The 19,459-nt window shown below is 65.8% G+C and carries 17 protein-coding genes, 1 tRNA gene and 1 riboswitch; of the genes, 15 read left to right on the top strand and 3 right to left on the bottom strand.

Annotated elements, in window-relative coordinates; translation table 11 throughout:
• The 6 genes from WMC41_RS19540 to WMC41_RS19515 all read left to right on the top strand — a co-directional run bounded on the left by WMC41_RS19540 (position 1) and on the right by WMC41_RS19515 (position 7,080).
• On the top strand, positions 1 to 1,827 hold the full coding sequence (locus WMC41_RS19540) for an ABC-F family ATP-binding cassette domain-containing protein (RefSeq protein WP_432345819.1): 1,827 nt from the start codon (positions 1 to 3) through the stop codon (positions 1,825 to 1,827).
• Positions 1,828 to 1,955: 128 nt separating this feature from the next.
• Positions 1,956 to 2,201 carry a hypothetical protein gene (locus tag WMC41_RS19535; protein WP_432345817.1) on the top strand — a complete coding sequence of 82 codons (246 nt, stop codon included), beginning with the start codon at positions 1,956 to 1,958 and terminating at the stop codon, positions 2,199 to 2,201.
• 100 nt (positions 2,202 to 2,301) lie between these two features.
• Positions 2,302 to 2,379, top strand: a riboswitch (SAM riboswitch).
• A gap of 60 nt (positions 2,380 to 2,439) precedes the next feature.
• Positions 2,440 to 3,363: a homoserine O-acetyltransferase MetA gene (gene metA / locus WMC41_RS19530; protein ID WP_272807003.1), complete on the top strand. Its 924-nt coding sequence runs from the start codon at positions 2,440 to 2,442 to the stop codon at positions 3,361 to 3,363.
• 3 nt (positions 3,364 to 3,366) lie between these two features.
• Complete coding sequence (locus tag WMC41_RS19525; protein ID WP_244769255.1) at positions 3,367 to 3,819, top strand: GNAT family N-acetyltransferase; 453 nt, start codon at positions 3,367 to 3,369, stop codon at positions 3,817 to 3,819.
• Positions 3,820 to 3,913: 94 nt separating this feature from the next.
• Positions 3,914 to 4,930, top strand: coding sequence for an aldose epimerase family protein (locus WMC41_RS19520; protein WP_432345814.1), 1,017 nt, complete (start codon positions 3,914 to 3,916; stop codon positions 4,928 to 4,930).
• Between the two features lie 242 nt (positions 4,931 to 5,172).
• Entirely contained in the window at positions 5,173 to 7,080 is a 1,908-nt protein-coding gene (locus tag WMC41_RS19515; protein WP_432345812.1) for a methyl-accepting chemotaxis protein, read from the top strand.
• A 66-nt stretch (positions 7,081 to 7,146) separates the two neighbouring features.
• Here WMC41_RS19515 and WMC41_RS19510 read toward each other — a convergent pair whose 3' ends face one another.
• Positions 7,147 to 8,214 carry an alpha/beta hydrolase family protein gene (locus WMC41_RS19510; RefSeq protein WP_432345810.1) on the bottom strand — a complete coding sequence of 356 codons (1,068 nt, stop codon included), beginning with the start codon at positions 8,212 to 8,214 and terminating at the stop codon, positions 7,147 to 7,149.
• A 141-nt stretch (positions 8,215 to 8,355) separates the two neighbouring features.
• On the opposite strand from WMC41_RS19510, the gene WMC41_RS19505 reads away from it, so the two are divergent.
• A complete protein-coding gene (locus WMC41_RS19505) occupies positions 8,356 to 9,366 on the top strand; it encodes a helix-turn-helix domain-containing protein (RefSeq protein WP_432345808.1) in 1,011 nt (336 codons plus the stop codon).
• Between the two features lie 67 nt (positions 9,367 to 9,433).
• Here the strand turns inward: WMC41_RS19505 and WMC41_RS19500 are convergent.
• Positions 9,434 to 9,508 (bottom strand) — tRNA-Gly (locus tag WMC41_RS19500).
• 220 nt (positions 9,509 to 9,728) lie between these two features.
• Here WMC41_RS19500 and WMC41_RS19495 point away from each other — a divergent pair.
• The 4 genes from WMC41_RS19495 (at position 9,729) to WMC41_RS19480 (ending at position 12,266) form a co-directional block, all read left to right on the top strand.
• Positions 9,729 to 10,238: a prolyl-tRNA synthetase associated domain-containing protein gene (locus WMC41_RS19495; protein WP_244769274.1), complete on the top strand. Its 510-nt coding sequence runs from the start codon at positions 9,729 to 9,731 to the stop codon at positions 10,236 to 10,238.
• Positions 10,239 to 10,295: 57 nt separating this feature from the next.
• Positions 10,296 to 11,258 (top strand): thioredoxin, encoded by a 963-nt coding sequence (gene trxA, locus WMC41_RS19490; protein ID WP_244769275.1) that lies wholly within the window; start codon positions 10,296 to 10,298, stop codon positions 11,256 to 11,258.
• Between the two features lie 128 nt (positions 11,259 to 11,386).
• Entirely contained in the window at positions 11,387 to 12,067 is a 681-nt protein-coding gene (locus WMC41_RS19485) for an LON peptidase substrate-binding domain-containing protein (protein WP_432345805.1), read from the top strand.
• A 10-nt stretch (positions 12,068 to 12,077) separates the two neighbouring features.
• Positions 12,078 to 12,266 carry a Trm112 family protein gene (locus WMC41_RS19480; RefSeq protein ID WP_064331796.1) on the top strand — a complete coding sequence of 63 codons (189 nt, stop codon included), beginning with the start codon at positions 12,078 to 12,080 and terminating at the stop codon, positions 12,264 to 12,266.
• Positions 12,267 to 12,340: 74 nt separating this feature from the next.
• On the opposite strand, the gene WMC41_RS19475 is transcribed toward WMC41_RS19480, so the two are convergent.
• Positions 12,341 to 13,561: a ubiquinone biosynthesis hydroxylase gene (locus WMC41_RS19475; protein ID WP_432348379.1), complete on the bottom strand. Its 1,221-nt coding sequence runs from the start codon at positions 13,559 to 13,561 to the stop codon at positions 12,341 to 12,343.
• 99 nt (positions 13,562 to 13,660) lie between these two features.
• Here WMC41_RS19475 and tesB point away from each other — a divergent pair, with 99 nt between their 5' ends.
• From tesB to WMC41_RS19455, 4 genes are all read left to right on the top strand, one after another.
• On the top strand, positions 13,661 to 14,548 hold the full coding sequence (gene tesB / locus WMC41_RS19470) for an acyl-CoA thioesterase II (RefSeq protein ID WP_432345803.1): 888 nt from the start codon (positions 13,661 to 13,663) through the stop codon (positions 14,546 to 14,548).
• A 218-nt stretch (positions 14,549 to 14,766) separates the two neighbouring features.
• A complete protein-coding gene (locus tag WMC41_RS19465; protein ID WP_064331794.1) occupies positions 14,767 to 15,117 on the top strand; it encodes a P-II family nitrogen regulator in 351 nt (116 codons plus the stop codon).
• 29 nt (positions 15,118 to 15,146) lie between these two features.
• A complete protein-coding gene (locus WMC41_RS19460; protein WP_272806963.1) occupies positions 15,147 to 16,508 on the top strand; it encodes an ammonium transporter in 1,362 nt (453 codons plus the stop codon).
• 241 nt (positions 16,509 to 16,749) lie between these two features.
• Positions 16,750 to 19,416 carry a DNA translocase FtsK gene (locus tag WMC41_RS19455; RefSeq protein ID WP_432345800.1) on the top strand — a complete coding sequence of 889 codons (2,667 nt, stop codon included), beginning with the start codon at positions 16,750 to 16,752 and terminating at the stop codon, positions 19,414 to 19,416.
• Positions 19,417 to 19,459: the final 43 nt, after the last annotated feature.

Here is a 19,459-nt window from a genome sequence, read left to right as displayed (position 1 = left end):
TTGGCACCGCCCATTCTCAAACTCGATGACATCTTCCTCAGCTTCGGCGGTACGCCGCTGCTTGCCGGCGCCAGCCTGCAGGTGGAGCCGGGCGACCGCATCTCGCTCGTCGGCCGCAACGGCTCGGGCAAGTCGACGCTGATGAAGATCGCCGCCGGCCTTGCCGAGGCGCAGTCCGGCGAGGTCTTCCGTCATCCTTCCGCGACGATCCGCTACCTGCACCAGGCGCCGGATTTCGACGGCTACGACACGGTCGCGGCCTATGCGGAGGCGGGCCTCGGGCCGAGCGACGATCCCTATCGCGTCACCTACCTGCTCGAACATCTCGGGCTCACCGGCAGCGAGGATCCGAAATCGCTGTCGGGCGGCGAGGCGCGCCGGGCGGCGCTGGCCCGGGTGATGGCGCCGGAGCCGGACATCCTTCTCCTCGACGAGCCGACCAACCATCTCGACCTTCCGACCATCGAATGGCTGGAAGGCGAGCTGCAGTCCACCCGCTCGGCCCTCGTCGTCATCTCGCACGACCGCCGCTTCCTCGAAAAGGTGTCGAACGCAACCGTCTGGCTCGATCGCGGCCAGTCGCGGCGGCTCAACCGCGGCTTCGGCCATTTCGAGACCTGGCGCGACGAGGTGCTGGAGGCCGAGGAGCTGGAGCAGCACAAGCTCGGCAAGGCGATCGAGCGCGAGGAGCACTGGCTGCGTTACGGCGTCACCGCCCGCCGCAAGCGCAACATGCGCCGCCTCGGCGCACTGCATGATCTGCGCGCCCGCTATCGCGGCCACAAGGGGCCGCAGGGCAGCGTGCAGGCCAGCGCCTCCGATGCGCAGGAATCCGGCAAGCTGGTGATCGAGGCGGAGAAGATCACCAAGGCCTATGGCGAGCGCACCATCGTCGCGCCGTTCTCGATCCGCGTCCACCGCGGCGATTGCATCGGCCTCGTCGGCCCGAACGGCGCCGGCAAGACGACGCTGCTCAAGATGCTGACCGGGCAGCTGGCGCCCGACAGCGGCACCGTCAAGCTCGGCACGAACCTGGAGATCGCCACGCTCGACCAGCGCCGCGAGGACCTCAACCTCGACGACACGCTCGCCCATTACCTCACCGACGGGCGCGGCGAGACGCTGCTCGTCAACGGCGAGCAGCGGCACGTCACCGGCTACATGAAGGAGTTCCTGTTCCAGCCCGAGCAGGCCCGCACGCCGATCCGCAACCTCTCGGGTGGTGAGCGCGCCCGGCTGATGCTGGCGCGCATCCTGTCGCGGCCGACGAACCTCCTCATCCTCGACGAGCCGACCAACGACCTCGACATCGAGACGCTCGACCTCCTGCAGGAGATCGTCGCGGGCTTTGCCGGCACCGTGCTGCTCGTCAGCCACGACCGCGACTTCCTCGACCGCACCGTCACCTCGACCATCGCGCCCGCCGACCCGGAAAACCCCGACGGTCGCTGGATCGAATATGCCGGCGGCTATTCCGACATGATGGCGCAGCGCCGCGGCGCGATCGAGGAGAAGCGCAAGGCGGAAAAGGCCGAGAAGGCGAAGGCGGCCGAAACGTCCGCCGCGGTCCCGGCGGAGAACAAGGGCAAGGCGAAGCTCTCCTACAAGCAGAAGTTCGCCCTGGAAAACCTGCCGAAGGAAATGGAGAAGGCGGAGAAGGAGATCGCCGCCCGCGAGGCGAAGATGGCCGATCCCGCCCTCTTCACCAAGGATCCCGTCACCTTCAACAGGCTGGCGGCGGAGATGGAAAAGCTGCGCCATTCCCTGACGGCGATGGAAGAGGAATGGCTGGAACTGGAGATGCTGCGCGAGGAACTGGAAGGCTGAAAAGCCCGGGGGCGCCGGGTTCAGCGGGTGTTCCATCCGAAACAGCGCCGCGCCCGGCAATATGGGACAGTCTGATCACTGGATGAGAGGAGCTCATCCTGTAACCCGGAAGAGATCAGGAGAGTCCCATGCGCAAGTTCGTCATTTCCGCCGTCGTCGCCATCGTCGCCGCTGTTTCCTTCGCCGCCCCGTCGCAGGCCGGCTATTACGGTTACGGCCACAAGAGCTACGGCTGGAAGAGCTACGGCCACGGCCATCACGGCTACAAGAAGCATTACCGCGTCAAGCGCCACCATGGTCACTACGGCCATCGTTGGGGCGGCCATTGGGGCGGCAAGGTGTACTACAAGAAGCGCTACTACAGCTACTACTGAGCAGCCGTCTTCCTTCAGGAAGCAAGGCCCGGATGCCTGTCGCATCCGGGCCTTGCCCGTTTCCGGCGGTGGATTGATTCGTGGTGCAAGGAGCGCTATTTAAATCGCTCGTGGTGATTTGGCCGGCCGGCTTGCAGCCACGTTAAACAAGTCGCTAAAGGGCCGCGCGAGGAAAAACCTTCCGTGGACCGGTTGCGACACTGTTGCGGCCGGTTTTGTTTTTTCGATCGAGTGAGACATGCCCATCAAGATTCCCGATACGCTTCCCGCCTTCGAAACCCTCGTTCACGAGGGCGTGCGGGTGATGACCGAGACGGTAGCGATCCGGCAGGACATCCGCCCCTTGCAGATCGGGTTGCTCAACCTCATGCCGAACAAGATCAAGACGGAAGTGCAGATGGCCCGCCTCGTCGGCGCCTCGCCGCTGCAGGTCGAGCTGTCGCTGGTGCGCGTCGGCGGCCACCGGGCGAAGAACACGTCGGAAGAGCACCTGCTTGCCTTCTACGATACGTGGGAGGAGGTGCGGCACCGCAAGTTCGACGGTTTCATCATCACCGGCGCGCCGGTGGAGACGCTCGACTACGAGGACGTCACCTACTGGGACGAGATGAAGCAGATCCTCGACTGGACCGAGACCAACGTGCATTCGACGCTGAATGTCTGCTGGGGCGCGATGGCGGCGATCTACCATTTCCACGGCGTGCCGAAGCACACGCTGGAGGAAAAGGCCTTCGGCGTCTACCGCCACCACAACCGCAAGCCTTCGTCGGTCTACCTCAACGGCTTCTCCGACAATTTCGAGGTGCCGGTCTCGCGCTGGACGGAGATCCGCATCGAGGACATCCGGGCCGTGCCGGAACTCGATATCCTGCTCGATTCCGACGAGACCGGCGTCTGCCTCGTGCAGGAGAAGGCCGGTAACCGCCTCTATATTTTCAACCACGTGGAATATGATTCCACCTCGCTTGCCGACGAATATTTCCGCGATGTCTCGGCCGGCGTGCCGATCAAGCTGCCGAAGAACTATTTCCCGCACAACGATCCGTCGCTGCCGCCGCAGAACCGCTGGCGCGGCCATGCGCATCTGCTCTTCGGCAACTGGATCAACGAGATCTACCAGACCACCCCCTATGATCTGGAAAAGATCGGAACAGGAGCCTGACCCGTGAGCCGTGTCGTCATTCGCCCGCTGCATGAAGATGATGAAGGCGAATGGCGCCGCCTGTGGACCGCCTATCTCGCCTTCTACGAGACGGTGCTGCCGGAGGAGGTCTATGCCACCACCTTCGCCCGGCTGACGGGCGAGGCCGCGGAGGGCGAATATCGCGGCCTCCTCGCCACGCTCGACGGCAAGCCCGTCGGCCTTGCGCACTACCTCTTCCACCGTTCCTGCTGGACGATCGGCAATGTCTGCTACCTGCAGGATCTCTTTGCCGATCCCGACGTGCGCGGTTCCGGCATCGGCCGGGCGCTGATCGAGGGCGTCTATGCCAAGGCGAGGGAGGCGGGCGCGCCGGAGGTCTACTGGATGACGCAGGCGTTCAACGCGACGGCGCGCCGGCTCTACGACCGCATCGCCGACGAGACCCCCTTCATCATCTACCAGAAATCCTTCTGAGTTCGGATTTCGAAAAAGTATGACTTTTCCTGTTGCGAGTGACGAGGAATTGCAGCAGGTTGCCCGGAAAGATCGGCCGACGGAGGAGTGGAGCGTGGGTGCGGAAAATGAAGTGTTCGGCCGTCTGGGGACCGGCGAAGCGGTCGAGCGCGTCACGATCGCCGGCGGCGGGCTGACTGCCCGGGTGCTCACCTGGGGTGCCGTCATCCAGGACCTGCGGCTCGAGGGGCATGATGCGCCGCTCGTGCTCGGCTTCGAGGATCTTCCGTCCTATCTCGACCACTCCCCCTATTTCGGAGCGACGCCGGGTCGTTGCGCCAACCGCATCGCCGGCGGCCGTTTCTCGATCGACGGCGCGGATTTCCAGCTCGAATGCAACGAGCGCGGTGTCACGCACCTGCACGGAGGCAGCGACGGCGTCGGCCGGCAGAACTGGCGGATCGCCGCGCAGGGCGCCGACTTCGTCACCCTGACGCTGACCGATCCCGCAGGCCGCGCGGGGTATCCCGGCAATTGCGCCCTGACCTGCACCTATCGGCTGCCCGGCGACGGGATCCTGTCCGTCCTCTACGAAGCCGTCACGGATGCGCCGACCCCCGTCAACCTTTGCCAGCACAGCTATTTCAACCTCGATGGCAGCGCCGATGCCCTCGGCCATGAGATTCGCCTCAGGGCGGAGCACTACCTGCCCGTCGACGGGAACCTGATCCCGACCGGCGAAATCCGGCCCGTCGACGGAACCCCCTTCGATCTTCGGCAATGGACGCCGCTGCGCCGGCAGACGGAGGAGGGCGGGATCGCCTTCGATCACAATTTCTGCCTCTCGCCGGGCCGGCAGGCCAAACGCCCGGTCGTCGAGGTCCGTAGCCCGCTTTCGGGGGTCTCGCTGGAGGTGTCGACCACGGAGCCGGGCGTACAGTTCTACACCGGCGCGAAGGTCAGGCCGCCGGTCCCGGGGCTCGACGGCCGCAGCTATGGCGCCTTTGCCGGCTTTTGCCTGGAAACGCAGGTCTGGCCCGATGCCGTCAACCACGGCGATTTCCCCGCTGCGGTGCTGCGTCCCGGCGAAACGCTGCGGCAGGAAACGGACTACGCCTTCCGCAAGGGCTGACCTTCGCGAACGGCATTGCCGCAACGCAACAGAATCGAAACCTTTGTAGTGGACAAACTGTTCCATGAGCCTGGAATGATACCGGGACGTGCGGGAGCGAACGCGCCAGGACAGCGCCGGTCGCCCAGGAGCGTATCCGCCTTTCTTTGAATCGCGAAAACGCTCCAACCTTTTGTTTGTCGCAATTCCGCATGCAAAACCGCTTCGCGCCTTTGCCGGAATTGCTCTAGTGGGACCTGTCCATGAAAATTTCGGATCTCTCCATTTCCCGGAAAGTCGGCCTTCTCGTGTTCCTGATGGGCATTGCCGCCGGCACTATCGCCGTCGTCGGCGGGGGCGGGCTCAGTTCACTCGGCTCGGCGCTTCAGGATACCGGCGCGCGCGAGGAGGTGGCCCGCGAGGCCATGGACCTGCGCATCGATGTCATCGCCATCAGCCGCATGACCTACCAACTGGCGATCGCGCCGGAAAAGGCCGCCGACTTTGCCGTCGAGACGGAAAAGCGTGCCAAGGAAATGCTCGATCGCCTGCCGAAGATCGCCTCGACGGCCGATGCCAACGAGCAGAAGTTGCTCGACGGTGTCCGCGCGTCGCTGACGCCCTATTTCGAGGATATCCGCGCCATGGTGGCGATTGCTGGCTCATCGCAGGGCCAGGACCGCGCCGTGATCCTCGCGGCGCTCGACAAGGCTCTGGAGGGCCAGAAGGCCGTTACCGCCGCGCTCAAGGAATATACGACCTACTCTGCCGAAACGCTGTCGCAGTCGCGCGCCGTCGCCATCTCGCGCTCGACGACGACGCAGGCCGTGCTGCTGGCGACCGCCTTCACCTGCATCGTCGCGGGCATGCTGCTCAGCATGCTGCTGGCGCGCAACGGTATCGTACGCCCGATCCAGCGCCTGACCGGCGTGATGTCCAACCTTGCCGCCGGCAAGCTCGATGACGCGATCCCCTATACCGAGCGCAAGGACGAGATCGGCGCCATGGCGCGCACCCTCGACGTCTTCCGCGCCAACGAGATGCAGATGCGCGAGATGGAGGCGCAGGAAGCGGCCCTTCAGGCGCAGAGCAAGGATCTGCAGACGAACATCAGCTCGATCGTGGCGGCCGCTGCCGCCGGTGACTTCTCCCGCCGCATCACCAAGGCCTACGAGGACGAGGACCTGCGCCGCTTCGCCACGAGCGTCAACGAGCTTGTCGAGAATGTCGACCGGGGCGTCAGCGAGGTGCGCCGCGTGATCGCCTCGCTCTCCCATGCCGACCTGACGCAGGAAATGGCCGGCCACTTCCAGGGCGACTTCGCCGAGCTCCAGGCGAACGTCAACGGCGCCATGCTGACGCTGCGCAGCACCATGACCGGCATTCTTTCCACCGCCGGCACCATCACCGGCAATTCGCGCGAGCTTTCCGCCGCCGCCGACCAGCTCGCCCACCGCACGGAGCAGCAGGCTGCCTCGCTGGAGGAAACCGCCGCCGCGCTCGAGGAAATCACCACCACGGTGAAGACCTCGACGACCCGCGCGCTCGAAGCCTCCGAGATCGTGCGCGAGGCGAAGGACAGCGCCGAGAAGTCCGGCGACATCGTCCAGAACGCCATCGACGCCATGGGCCGCATCGAGCAGTCCTCGCAGAAGATCAACCAGATCATCTCGGTCATCGACGAGATCGCCTTCCAGACGAACCTCCTGGCGCTGAATGCCGGTGTCGAGGCCGCCCGTGCGGGCGAAGCCGGCCGCGGCTTTGCGGTCGTCGCCCAGGAGGTGCGCGAGCTCGCCCAGCGCTCGGCCAATGCCGCCAAGGAGATCAAGACGCTGATCAACGCTTCGGCGGGCGAGGTGAAGGGCGGGGTCGCGCTGGTGCTGTCGACCGGCGACGTGCTCTCGGAGATCAAGGACCTCGTCAACCGCGTCAACGACCACGTCGTCTCGATCACCCGCGCGGCACAGGAACAGTCCGCAGCGCTCGGCGAGATCAACACGGCCGTCAACCAGATGGACCAGATGACCCAGCAGAACGCCGCCATGGTGGAGGAGACGACGGCTGCCAGCCAGGTGCTCGCCAGCGAGGCCGCCCAGCTCCAGGCCGCGCTGTCGCAGTTCCATATCGGCGAGGAGCGCGGCAGCACCGCCTACCAGCGCCGGGCCGCGTAGGGCACATTTATACCGCATGGCGAAGGGCCAGCGACCGGAACCGGCCGCTGGCCCTTCTTCCTTTGATCAGAACGAGCCCTTCAGGCTGCTCTGGAGGGCATCGATGATCCGCTGTTTCAGCTCGGCATGGATGTCCGCCCGGGTGCGGCTGCCGGGGTCGTCGCAGATCGGGTCCACTTCACCCAAGGATTTCAGCAGGTCGGCGCCGCCCTCCTTGCATTCCGGCAGGAAGCTGAAGTGCACGGCTTCCGCCACCGCCGTATAGGAGGCCTGCGGCACCAGCGCCGCCAGCCTGTCCGCGATCACCGCTTCGGGGATCGCGTCCGCATTGCCGAGATTGATGAAGGCGAGCGGGATGTCGATCGCCTTCAGGCTGTCCGCGGCATAGGCCTGGGCCAGCCCCGGGTCCACCGCGACCACTGCGCGCACCCGCGCATCCCGGTTCGACTGCTCGAAGCGGGCCTTGTCGAGCCTGCGCAGGTCGACCTTCTCCACCGCCACCGGCTTGTCGTCGACATATCCCCGGCCGCCGGCGAACCAGGCGCAGTCCCACTTGCCGTATTCGTCGCAATAGCGGGCATAGGCTTCGAGATCCGCCCGTGCGCCGGCGATCTCCATCGCCGCCGCGCCGCCGAGCGAGAAGCCGACGACGCCCACGCGTGCCGGGTCGATCGTCGCCCGCCAGGCGGCGTCCTGCGAAAAGGCGTCGATCAGGGCGGAGAGGTCGGCGGTGCGCTCCCAGAGTCTTGGCGTTGCGGCGGGCGTCGAATCGCCGCTCGTCGTGCCGGGATGGTTCGGCCCGGCGACGACGAAGCCGGCCTCGGCCAGCGCCGTCGCAAGCCAGCTCATGCCCTCCACCCGGCTGCCCGAGCCATGCGAGAGCAGCACGAGCGGAAAACGCCCTTCGGCGACGGGCGCGTCGCCATGCGCCGGTGCGCCCTTGAACAGCCGGTTGTCGCCGGTGAGCAGCGGCGCGCCGCCGGCCTTGGCCGGATACCAGACCGTGACGTCGATATCGCGCCCGCGCTCCGGTGCAAAGACGGTGATCGTGCGGACGCCGACCTCGGCGGCATGGGCGGGTGTGGCAGCCGCACTGGCAAGGAGGAAGGCAAAAAACAGGGAAAGGATGGACATCGGAACCTCGTTCGGTAGGACTTGACCGGCAGATCCTCGCCGCGACCTGCCCTTCGTCGCGTCCTCGATCGTGTTTGAGGTCGCCCTTGATCGCGATCGGGATCATGATGCCGGCCAACGCCAACCGATCCGTGCTGCCCCGTGCTCTTCGTTCCCCTGCCTTTCGTCGTCGCCCTCCTGCTGCTCCTGCGTTTCGTCGCGCTCCTGCGCCAGCAGGAAGGCGGCAACCGGCCGTTCCTCGCCTTGATCGGGCTCTGCATCCTGCAATCGATCGCCGTCGGCCTGCGCTGGGGCTACGACGTGACGGCAGTGCGTTATGTCCTGCCCGTGCTGGCGGGCGGCCTGCCGCCGCTGGTGCTGGCGAGCTTCCAGAGCCTCATGCATCGCGACCGGGCGGATCTTCCCTGGCTGAACGCCGCGCCGCCGGTGGCGATCCTCGCCCTTCTGGTGCTGGCGCCCGATCTCATCGACGGTGCGCTCGTCGTCATCTTCGTCGGCTACGCCGTCATCCTCCTGCGGCTCGCCAATGCCGGCCCCGATGGGCTGGACGAGGCCCGGCTCGACGGCGCCGCGGGCGCGCACAAGGCGCTGCTCATCGCCGCCGGCTCGCTCTGCCTCTCGGCGTCCCTCGACATCGCCATCGCGCTGGATTTCGAGTGGAGCCGGGGCGAGAACGTGCCGATGATCGTCAGCAACGCCAACCTGCTCAGCCTCTTCCTGGCCGGCCTCACCGCGGCGGTCGCCGCGCGCGCCCGCGCCTTGCCTGCTCCGCCGGAGGAGGGCGACCGGGATGATTCGATGGCGGAACGGGATCGCGACGTGCTGGAGCGGGTCGACCGGCTCCTTGCCGACCAGAAACTCTTCCGCGACGAAAACCTGACGCTCGCGCGCCTCGCCCGGCGGGCAGGCGTGCCGGCCCGGCAGATTTCCGGCGCGATCAACCGCCTGACCGGCAGGAACGTCTCGCAATATATCAATGATTTCCGCATCGCGGAGGCCTGCCGGCTGCTGTGCGACACCGACATGCCCGTGACCTCGGCCATGCTCGAATCCGGCTTCCAGACCAAATCGAACTTCAACCGCGAATTCCGCCGGGTCAACGCCATGAGCCCCGCAACCTGGCGCGCCGAAAACCGCTCGCCCCGGTCATGAGTGGGAATCCCTGCCGCAGAAAACACAAAAGCCCCGGCGAACCGAGGCTTACGACGTTTTGGAAGAATGGAGCGGGTGAAGCGATTCGAACGCTCGACCCCAACCTTGGCAAGGTTGTGCTCTACCCCTGAGCTACACCCGCTCATCGTCGACGGCCTGGGGTAGTCGGTGGCCGAAGGTCGCTGCGTTGCGGCGACGGGCGGTATATGGCCCAAGGCTTTTTCAAATGCAACAGGGAAATGTCAGATTTTGGAGAAAAAAATCCGGAGACTTTCAAAGTCCCGGATTTTCAGGCGGTTGCGCTTGTGCGGTCGAAGCCCTATCAGCGGATGGACGTCAATTGAGCCGGGACAAGCAGGAAAATGACCGAAGCGCAGCCGAAGACCGACAGGGATCTCTTCCAGTTTCTCGACGATCTGGGCATCGCCCACAGCACGAAGGAGCATGCGCCGGTCTTCACCGTCGCCGAATCGGTGGCGCTGCGCGACGAGATTCCCGGCGGCCATACGAAAAACCTCTTCGTGAAGGACAAGAAGGACAATTATTTCCTGATAACCGTCGAGGAGCATGCGACGGTGGACCTGAAGACCGTGCATTCGGTCATCGGTGCCGCGAGCCGCGTCTCCTTCGGCAAGCCGGAGAAGCTGATGGAGTATCTCGGGGTCATTCCCGGCGCCGTCACCGCCTTCGGGGTGATCAACGACACGGCGGGCAAGGTGAAGATCATCGTCGATTCGGACCTGATGGCCTTCGACACGATCAACGGCCACCCGCTGCGCAACGATGCGACGACCTCGATCGGTTCGAAGGATCTCCTGCGCTTCATCGAGGCGACCGGCCACGAGCCGCTTGTCTTGAAAGTCACGGCCTGACATACGATCTGGGGCACAGACACGACATCGAGGCGCTTGGCGCCACAGGAGAGACCCATGAGTGCAGGCGACAATCCCTACGCATCGTCCTATGGCGGCCAGATGAACGTCTCGGCGAGCTTTGGCGGCGCGGCACCGGCGGATGATCTCATCAAGGACACGACGACGGCGAATTTTTCCCGCGATGTGCTGGAGGCCTCGCGCCAGCAGCCCGTGCTCGTCGATTTCTGGGCGCCCTGGTGCGGCCCCTGCAAGCAGCTCCAGCCGATCATCGAGAAGGTCGTGCGTGAAAGCGCGGGCCGCGTGAAGCTCGTCAAGCTCAACATCGACGACCATCCCTCCATTCCCGGCCAGCTCGGCATCCAGTCCATCCCCGCGGTCGTCGCCTTCGTCGGCGGCCGGCCGGTCGACGGCTTCATGGGCGCGGTGCCGGAAAGCCAGATCCGCGACTTCATCGACAAGGTCGCAGGTCCCGCCGGCGCCGACGAGAAGGCCGAGACCGAGGCGCTGCTTGCCGAGGCGAAGACCCTGTTCGATGCCGGCGACCTTGCCGGGGCGGCCGACCTCTACGGCGCGCTGCTGCAGGCCGATCCGGAAAATCCGCAGGCCCTTGCCGGCATTGCCGAATGCATGATCGCCGCCGGCCAGCCGGAAAATGCCCGCCAGATCCTCGGCAACCTGCAAGGCCCCGTTGCGGCCGACCCGGCCGTCGCGGCGGTGCTGAAGAAGCTCGACCAGATCGAGGAGGCGCGCAAGCTCGGCGATCCCGCGGCGCTCGAACAGGCGCTGGCGCTCGATCCGGACGATCATGCGGCGCGGCTGAAGCTCGCAAAGATCCGCAATGTCGAGGGCGACCGGCAGGCGGCAGCCGATCACCTGCTCTTCATCATGAAGCGCGACCGCGCCTTCGACGACGATGGCGCGCGCCGCGAGCTTCTGCAGTTCTTCGACGTCTGGGGTCCGAAGGATCCGGCGACGATCGCCGCGCGGCGCAAGCTGTCGTCGATCCTGTTCTCCTGAGCCTTTTTCCGGGAGAACGGCGCGGCATCCCTTGAGAAATGCCGCGCCTACCCCACATTCGAGGGGAAGCGCGTTGACGCGGGGCGGGAGACGGATCGCCGCGCCTTGCGCAATGGGAAGGCACTGTCATGCATGTGGGAAATGCGCGTTATCTGAAGCCGGAGGACCTGCCTGAGGCCATCCCCGTCTTTCCGCTGACGGGCGCCCTCCTCTTGCCCGGCGGGCAACTGCCGCTCAACATCTTCGAGCCGCGCTACCTTTCCATGTTCGACGATGCGCTCGCCACGCACCGGCTGATCGGCATGGTGCAACCCGTGTTCGGCGCCGACCGGGTGGATGATGCCGCGACCGAAACACCGACCCTCTGCCAGGTCGGCTGCATCGGCCGCATCACCTCCTTCGCCGAGACCGGGGACGGGCGCTATATCGTCTCGCTCACGGGCGTCTGCCGCTATCGCCTGCTCGAGGAGATCGGTGGCGACAAGTCCTATCGCAGTTTCCGCATCGCTCCCTTCATTACCGACCTTTCGGCACGCGACGACGAGCAGAGCGTCGACCGCGAGGCGCTGCTCGCCGCCTTCAAGGCCTATCTCGACGCCAACAAGCTGGAGGCCGACTGGGAGAGCGTGGAGCGTGCCAGCAATGCGACGCTCGTCAACTCCATGGCGATGATGTCGCCCTATGGTCCGGCGGAAAAGCAGGCGCTGCTGGAGGCGCCGGATCTCAAGACGCGGGCGGAAACGCTGATCGCCATTACCGAGATCGTGCTGGCGCGCGGCTATGGCGACGTCGACACGATGCTGCAATAGGGCGGGCGTGATGAACTCCAGCACCAGCCGCGTCGATCCCAAGCTGCTCGAACTCCTCGTCTGCCCGCTGACCAAGGGGCGGCTGACCTATGACGCGGCCGCGGGCGAACTCGTTTCGGAAAAGGCCAGGCTCGCCTATCCGATCCGCGACGGCATCCCGATCATGCTGATTTCCGAGGCGCGCGAAATCAAGGACTAGGCTGCGGCCTGCCTGCAAAGCGTAAACATTTGAGCTGAGCGAGGATGGGGCACAACTTCGCCGTGCCTTGCCAATCAGATCGGCTGCCCGACCAGCATGCGCGGATGCCCGCTGCCGGCGGTGCCTTCCGCCTGGCGGATGAAGAAGGACTTCAACCCCGGCAGGCGATCGACGACGCCGAGGCCGACATCGCGCAGCACGCGCAGCGGCGTCGCATCGTTGGAGAACAGGCGGTTCAGCACATCCGTGGTGATGCCCATGCGCACCGTGTCGAAGCGGCGCCAGCGCTCGTAGCGTTCGAGCACGGAGATCGCGCCGATATCGAGGCCGAGGCGGTCGGCCTCGACGATGGTTTCGGCAAGCGCCGCCACGTCCTTGAAGCCGAGATTGAGGCCCTGGCCGGAAATCGGGTGGATGCCGTGCGCGGCGTCCCCTGCGAGCGCGAAGCGCGGCGCGACGAAGGCGCGGGCGAGCGTCAGGCCGAGCGGGAAGGCACGGCGGCCGCCGACGACCTTCAGCGCGCCCAGCTTGTGGCCGAAGCGGCGCTCCAGCTCCTCCTCGAAGACGAGATCGTCGCTTTCGACGAGGCGACGGGCATCCTCCGTGCGTTCTGTCCAGACGAGCGAGGACCGGTTGCCGGCCAGCGGCAGGGTGGCGAAGGGGCCGGCGGGCAGGAAATGCTCCTCCGCCGTGCCTTCATGCGGGCGTTCGTGTTCCACCGTCGTGACGATGCCGGACTGGCCGTAGTCGAAGCGCACGGTCTTGATGCCGGCCATGTCGCGCAGTTTCGAGCGTACGCCGTCGCAGGCGACGAGGAGGCGGGTCCGGCATTCGGTTCCGTCGGAGAGGTGGACCGTCGTGGCGTGCTGGCCGGTCACGAAACCCTCCGCCGACGTCGCCCAGCGCACGGGAATGCCGAGCGCCTCGGCCTGGCGCAGCAGGCTGCTCGTCACCGCGCGGTTGGGCACCATATGGGCGAAGGGCTGGCCGTCGTCACCGGAGCCGGCGCCCTCGAAGGTGAGGAAGACGGGGCGCACGGGATCGGCCGTGCGTGAATCGGTGATGACCATGCGACGGATCGGCTCCGCCTCGGGCGCGATCTCGTTCCAGACGCCGACGACATCGAGCAGGTTGCGGGCGGCCGCCACGATCGCGAAGGCGCGTTCGTCCCTCTGCCAGGCCGTTTCCGGCGCGCTGTCGACCACGGTGACGGCGAGGTGCGGGGAGGCCTTCTTGATGGCGACGGCCAGCGACAGGCCGACATAACCACCGCCGGCGACAAGAACGTCGAGCATGGTTGCTTCGGGCATGGTGCACTCCTGGCCGCTTGAGGTCTTCTGCCCCTCTATATAGAGGAGGAGGAACCGTATTCCTACCGTCGGAGCCACGTCCAAATGTCGCGTCAACCTGCGAAGAACCCCGCCATGGATGTCCTTCTGGAGACATTGGACCTGGAGCGGCTGGAAAGCCGGCTGTTCCGCGGCAAGAGCCCGCAGGTCGGCTGGCAGCGGGTGTTCGGCGGGCAGGTGATCGGCCAGGCGCTGGTCGCGGCGACCCGGACGGTGGAGAAGCCGGAGCGTTTCGTGCATTCGCTGCACGCCTATTTCGTGCGGCCGGGCGATCCCTCCGTGCCGATCATCTACGATGTGGAAAACATCCGTGACGGCGGCTCCTTCGCAACGCGCCGCGTCGTCGCCATCCAGCACGACAAGCCGATCTATTTCATGACGGCATCCTTCCAGGACGAGGAGGGCGGTTTTGAGCACCAGACACCGATGCCCGACGTGCCGCAGCCGGAAGACCTGCTCGGCGAGGCCGAGCTGAAGGAGCGCTTCATGACCGAGGCGCCGGAGCATATCCGCGCCTACTGGCAGCGCCCGCGGCCGATCGAGCTGCGGCCGGTTTCGCTGACCCATTATTTTTCGGGGGATAAGCTGGAGCCGCGGCAGAACATCTGGGTGCGCACCACCGGCCCGGTGCCGGCCGAGCGTCACTTGCAGGCCGCCGTGCTCGCCTATCTCTCGGACATGACGCTGCTCGATACCTCGCTCTTCGCACACGGCACCTCGGTGCTCGACCGCTCGCTGCAGGTCGCGAGCCTCGACCATGCCATGTGGTTCCATCGCCCGCCGGTTCTCGACGACTGGCTGCTCTACAGCCAGGACAGCCCTTCGGCCTTTGGCGGGCGCGGCATGACCCGTGGCGCGATTTTCACCCGCAGCGGCACCCTCATTGCCTCCGTCGCCCAGGAAGGGCTGATTCGGAAAAAGGCAATTGTCTAATTTTTGCCCAATATTTTATTGTCGCCTATTTTTTGATCATGTGCGGTGATGATTTTTTGCACCGCAGCATAAGCGCCATTTTTATCCTTTTTCTTTCAGAAGCTTAGCCGATCCGTTCGAATCTGGCACGCCCCTTGAATGTGTAGTTCCCAGTCGTGGTGGACGTGATGTCGCCAACGATGAGGAGAGATGGCCCCGGTTGGGGACAAGCACGAAGGATGGGAAACCAGATGAAAATTGTGATGGCCATTATCAAGCCGTTCAAACTCGATGAGGTGCGAGAAGCCCTCACCGCTGTCGGCATCCAGGGCCTGACCGTGACCGAGGTGAAGGGGTACGGGCGCCAGAAGGGGCATACGGAAATCTACCGCGGCACCGAATATGCCGTCAGCTTCCTGCCGAAACTGAAGATCGAGATCGCCGTGCCTGGCGATGTCGTCGACAAGGCCGTCGAGGCGATCGCGTCCGCCGCCAAGACCGGCCAGATCGGCGACGGCAAGATCTTTGTCTACTCGATCGACCATGCCGTGCGCATCCGCACCGGCGAAACCGATTCCGAAGCGCTCTAAGCAAACGGCAGATCAGGGAGCATTCTTACATGTCGTCTAATTCGATCCTCAACACATTCGCCCGCGTCGGCGCCGTCGCGGCAGGCCTGCTGGCGCCGGTGACGGCCCTTGCCCAGGAAGCGACGGAAGCAGCAACCGAAGCCGCGCCGGCCGCAGCCGAGGCCGCGATCAACTCCGGCGATACCGCCTGGATGCTGACCTCGACCGTTCTCGTCCTCTTCATGATCCTGCCGGGCCTCGCCCTCTTCTACGGCGGCCTGGTGCGCAGCAAGAACATGCTATCCGTCCTCATGCAGTGCCTGGTCGTCTCCGCCGCGATCATGATCGTCTGGGTGGTCTACGGCTACAGCCTCGCCTTCTCCAATGGCGGCGGCCTCAACACCTTCATCGGCGGCTTCGAGAAGCTGTTCCTTTCCGGCGTGACGGCCGACAGCGTCTCCGGCTCGATCCCGGAATATGTCTTCATCGCCTTCCAGATGACGTTTGCCTGCATCACGCCGGCGCTGATCGTCGGCGCCTTCGCCGAGCGCATCAAGTTCTCTGCCGTCGTGCTGTTCTGCATCCTGTGGGTGACCTTCGTCTACTTCCCGATGGCACACATGGTCTGGTCGGGTGACGGCGCCCTGATGTGGGACTGGGGTGCGATCGACTTTGCGGGCGGCACCGTCGTTCACATCAATGCCGGCGTGGCGGGCCTCGTCGGCGCGATCATGGTCGGCAAGCGTACCGGCTTCGGCAAGGATATGATGGCGCCGCACTCGATGACGCTGACCATGGTCGGCGCTTCCATGCTGTGGGTCGGCTGGTACGGCTTCAACGCCGGCTCGGCAGCCGCGGCAAACGGCGTTGCCGGCCTTGCGATGATCAACACCTTCACCGCCACCGCCGGCGCGGTCGTCGCCTGGTGCGTGATCGAAACCTTCGGCCGCGGCAAGGCCTCCATGCTGGGTGCGGCATCGGGCGTCATCGCCGGCCTCGTCGCCGTCACGCCGGCCGCCGGTGCCGTCGGCCCGATCGGCGCCATCTTCCTCGGCGCGATCGCCTCGGCGCTTTGCTACTTCTTCGTCTCCGTCGTCAAGAACAAGTTCGGCTATGACGACACCGCGGACGTCTTCGGCGTCCATGGCATCGGCGGCATCGTCGGCGCCATCGGTTCGGGCATCTTCGCGGCCTCCTCGCTCGGCGGCGTCGGCTACGCGGAAGGCATCGGCATGGGCGGCCAGGTCTGGATCCAGATCAAGTCCGTCATCGTCACCATCCTGTGGTGCGGCATCGGCTCGGCGATCCTCTACAAGATCGTCGACATGATCGTCGGCCTGCGCGTCACCGTCGAATCCGAACGCGAAGGCCTCGACCTCTCGTCCCACGGCGAAGCGGCCTACCACTCCTAAGCTGCCTACGGCGGCTCCCAGCGGCCGCCGCCAAACATCCCGTCGCGGCCATAGGAAATCTATGCCGCTCCTGGCCCGGACCTGCGTGTCCGGGCCCTTTTCGTTTACCGGGCAGAAACCATGCCGCGGGGCTGCATGGTTAACACGCCATTAAGGCTTCCTTCGTAGGGTTCGCAGTCAGGCACAGTCCGCGATTCGGCGGAAAAGGTGCGATTTCTTGCGTGGACCATAGGCTGTAACCATGAGCAGAAGCATTTCGGCAGGACTGGACAACCGTCACGACCGCTTCGTTCTGTCGGCATTCGTCTGGCGGCAGGTGCAGATCCTCCTCGGGATCTGCGTCTTCCTCGGCCTTGCCTTCGCCATTGCCGCGCTCTCCACCTGGAACGTCTCCGACCCCAGCCTCTCCTATGCCTCCAGCGGCGAGCCGGCCAATATCCTCGGCTATCCGGGCGCCGTCTTCGCCGATATCTTCATGCAGTTCTTCGGGCTTGCCAGCGTCATCGCGCTGCTGCCGGTCGTCGCCTGGGGCCTGGCGCTGATCAGCGGCCGACGCTTCAACCGGGTGCCGCAGCGCGCCGGCGCCTGGCTCGGGGGGGCGATCCTCGCCTCCGCGGCGCTCGCCTGCGTGCCCGGGCCTGTCACCTGGCCGCTGCCGACCGGCCTCGGCGGCGTCTTCGGCGACATGATCCTGCGCTTTCCCGCGCTCTTCACCGGCGCTTATCCGACCGGCCTCTTCGCCAGCATCCTCGGCGGCATCATCGCCATTCCCGCCGCCTGGCTGATGGTCTTTTCCGCCGGCCTGATCGGCTCGGTGGCGATCGACGACGAGGAGGATTTCGCGCCCGTCCCCACGCCGAGCCGTGCCCGGACCATCGCCGAGGAAGAGGACGACGACGAGCGGGAAGGCCCGCTCACCGTCCTTGCCGGCGCCATGACCCATGCCTGGTACACCGGCCAGGCGCGGTTCCGTCGCGTCTTCGGCCTTGCCAACCAGCGCCGCAAGGCGCGCGGCATCGAGCAGCCCTACGATTTCAACGAGGACGAGTTCGGCACGCTGAACGAGCCGGCCCGCGCCCGCACGCTCTCCCGCTCCGCCGATCGCGTCGAGCCTTCCCTCGATGGCCGCCGCGCCGTCGCCGCGCCGCCGATGGTTGACGATGACGACGACCTGCCCTTCGACATGGACGAACCGATCGCCCGCCCGAACGGTCTCCTGCCGGACGACGACATGGACGACATCGCCGCCGACTGGGCGCCGCGCCGCGCGCCGGCCCGCCCGCCCATGCCGGCAACGACCGCGCGCGTCGTTCCCGCCGCCGCCCGGCCGAAGCCCGGCCAGCGCATCGAACGCGAGGCGCAGACCTCTTTCGTCGGTCCCGATGGCTTCGCCCTGCCGCCGATCCATCTGCTCGCCGAGCCGAAGGGCCAGGTGCGCGACATGACCCTTTCGGCCGACGCGCTGGAGCAGAATGCCCGCATGCTGGAGGGCGTGCTGGAGGATTTCGGCGTCAAGGGCGAGATCATCCATGTCCGTCCCGGCCCGGTCGTCACGCTCTACGAGCTGGAGCCGGCACCCGGCATCAAGTCCTCCCGCGTCATCGGCCTTGCCGACGACATCGCCCGCTCGATGAGCGCGATCGCCGCCCGCGTCGCGGTCGTGCCGGGCCGCAACGCCATCGGCATCGAACTGCCGAACCAGAGCCGCGAGACGGTCTTCCTGCGCGAACTCATCGCCAGCCGCGATTTCGAGACCTCGAAGGCCAAGCTCGCCATGGCGCTCGGCAAGACGATCGGCGGCGAGCCGGTCATCTCCGACATCGCCAAGATGCCGCACCTGCTTGTCGCCGGCACCACCGGCTCGGGCAAGTCCGTCGCCATCAACACCATGATCCTGTCGCTGCTCTACCGGCTGAAGCCGGAACAGTGCCGTCTGATCATGATCGATCCGAAGATGCTGGAACTCTCCGTCTACGACGGCATCCCGCATCTCCTCTCCCCCGTCGTCACCGATCCGAAGAAGGCCGTCGTCGCCCTGAAGTGGACGGTGCGCGAGATGGAGGAGCGCTACAAGAAGATGTCGAAGATCGGCGTGCGCAATATCGACGGCTTCAACAGCCGCGTCGAGCAGGCGCTGGCCAAGGGCGAGCAGATCAGCCGCACGGTGCAGACCGGCTTCGACCGCCAGACCGGCGAGGCGATGTACGAGACGGAGGAGTTCGACCTCCAGCCGATGCCCTATATCGTCGTCATCATCGACGAGATGGCCGACCTGATGATGGTCGCCGGCAAGGACATTGAAGGCGCCGTGCAGCGGCTTGCCCAGATGGCGCGTGCCGCCGGCATCCATGTCATCATGGCGACGCAGCGCCCCTCCGTCGACGTCATCACCGGCACGATCAAGGCCAACTTCCCGACGCGCATCTCCTTCCAGGTGACGTCGAAGATCGACAGCCGCACCATTCTCGGCGAACAGGGCGCCGAACAGCTGCTCGGCATGGGCGACATGCTCTACATGGCCGGCGGCGGGCGCATCCAGCGCGTGCACGGCCCCTTCGTCTCGGATGGCGAGGTGGAAGCCGTCGTCGCGCATCTGAAGACGCAAGGCGCGCCGCAATATCTTGACGCGATCACCGAGGACGACGACGATGACGGCGAGGGGGGCCATGGCCCGGCCGGAACCGCCAATCTCGACGATTCGGACGATCCCTACGACCAGGCGGTGGCTGTCGTGCTGCGCGATGGCAAGGCGTCGACCTCCTATATCCAGCGCCGCCTCGGCATCGGCTACAACCGCGCCGCCTCGCTGATCGAGCGCATGGAGAAGGAAGGGCTGATCGGCCCGGCCAACCACGCCGGAAAGCGCGAGATCCTCGTGCCGACGGAGGATGAAATTTCGGGACGCTGACGGGGAACGGGCGCGCCTCCTGCGGCGTTTTCACCGGCAAGTC

It is taken from the genome of Shinella yambaruensis, from assembly GCF_050859155.1.
GTDB lineage: Bacteria > Pseudomonadota > Alphaproteobacteria > Rhizobiales > Rhizobiaceae > Shinella > Shinella yambaruensis.
Note: the sequence above shows the minus strand (reverse complement) of the source record. Positions and strands in the feature narration are given on the sequence as shown.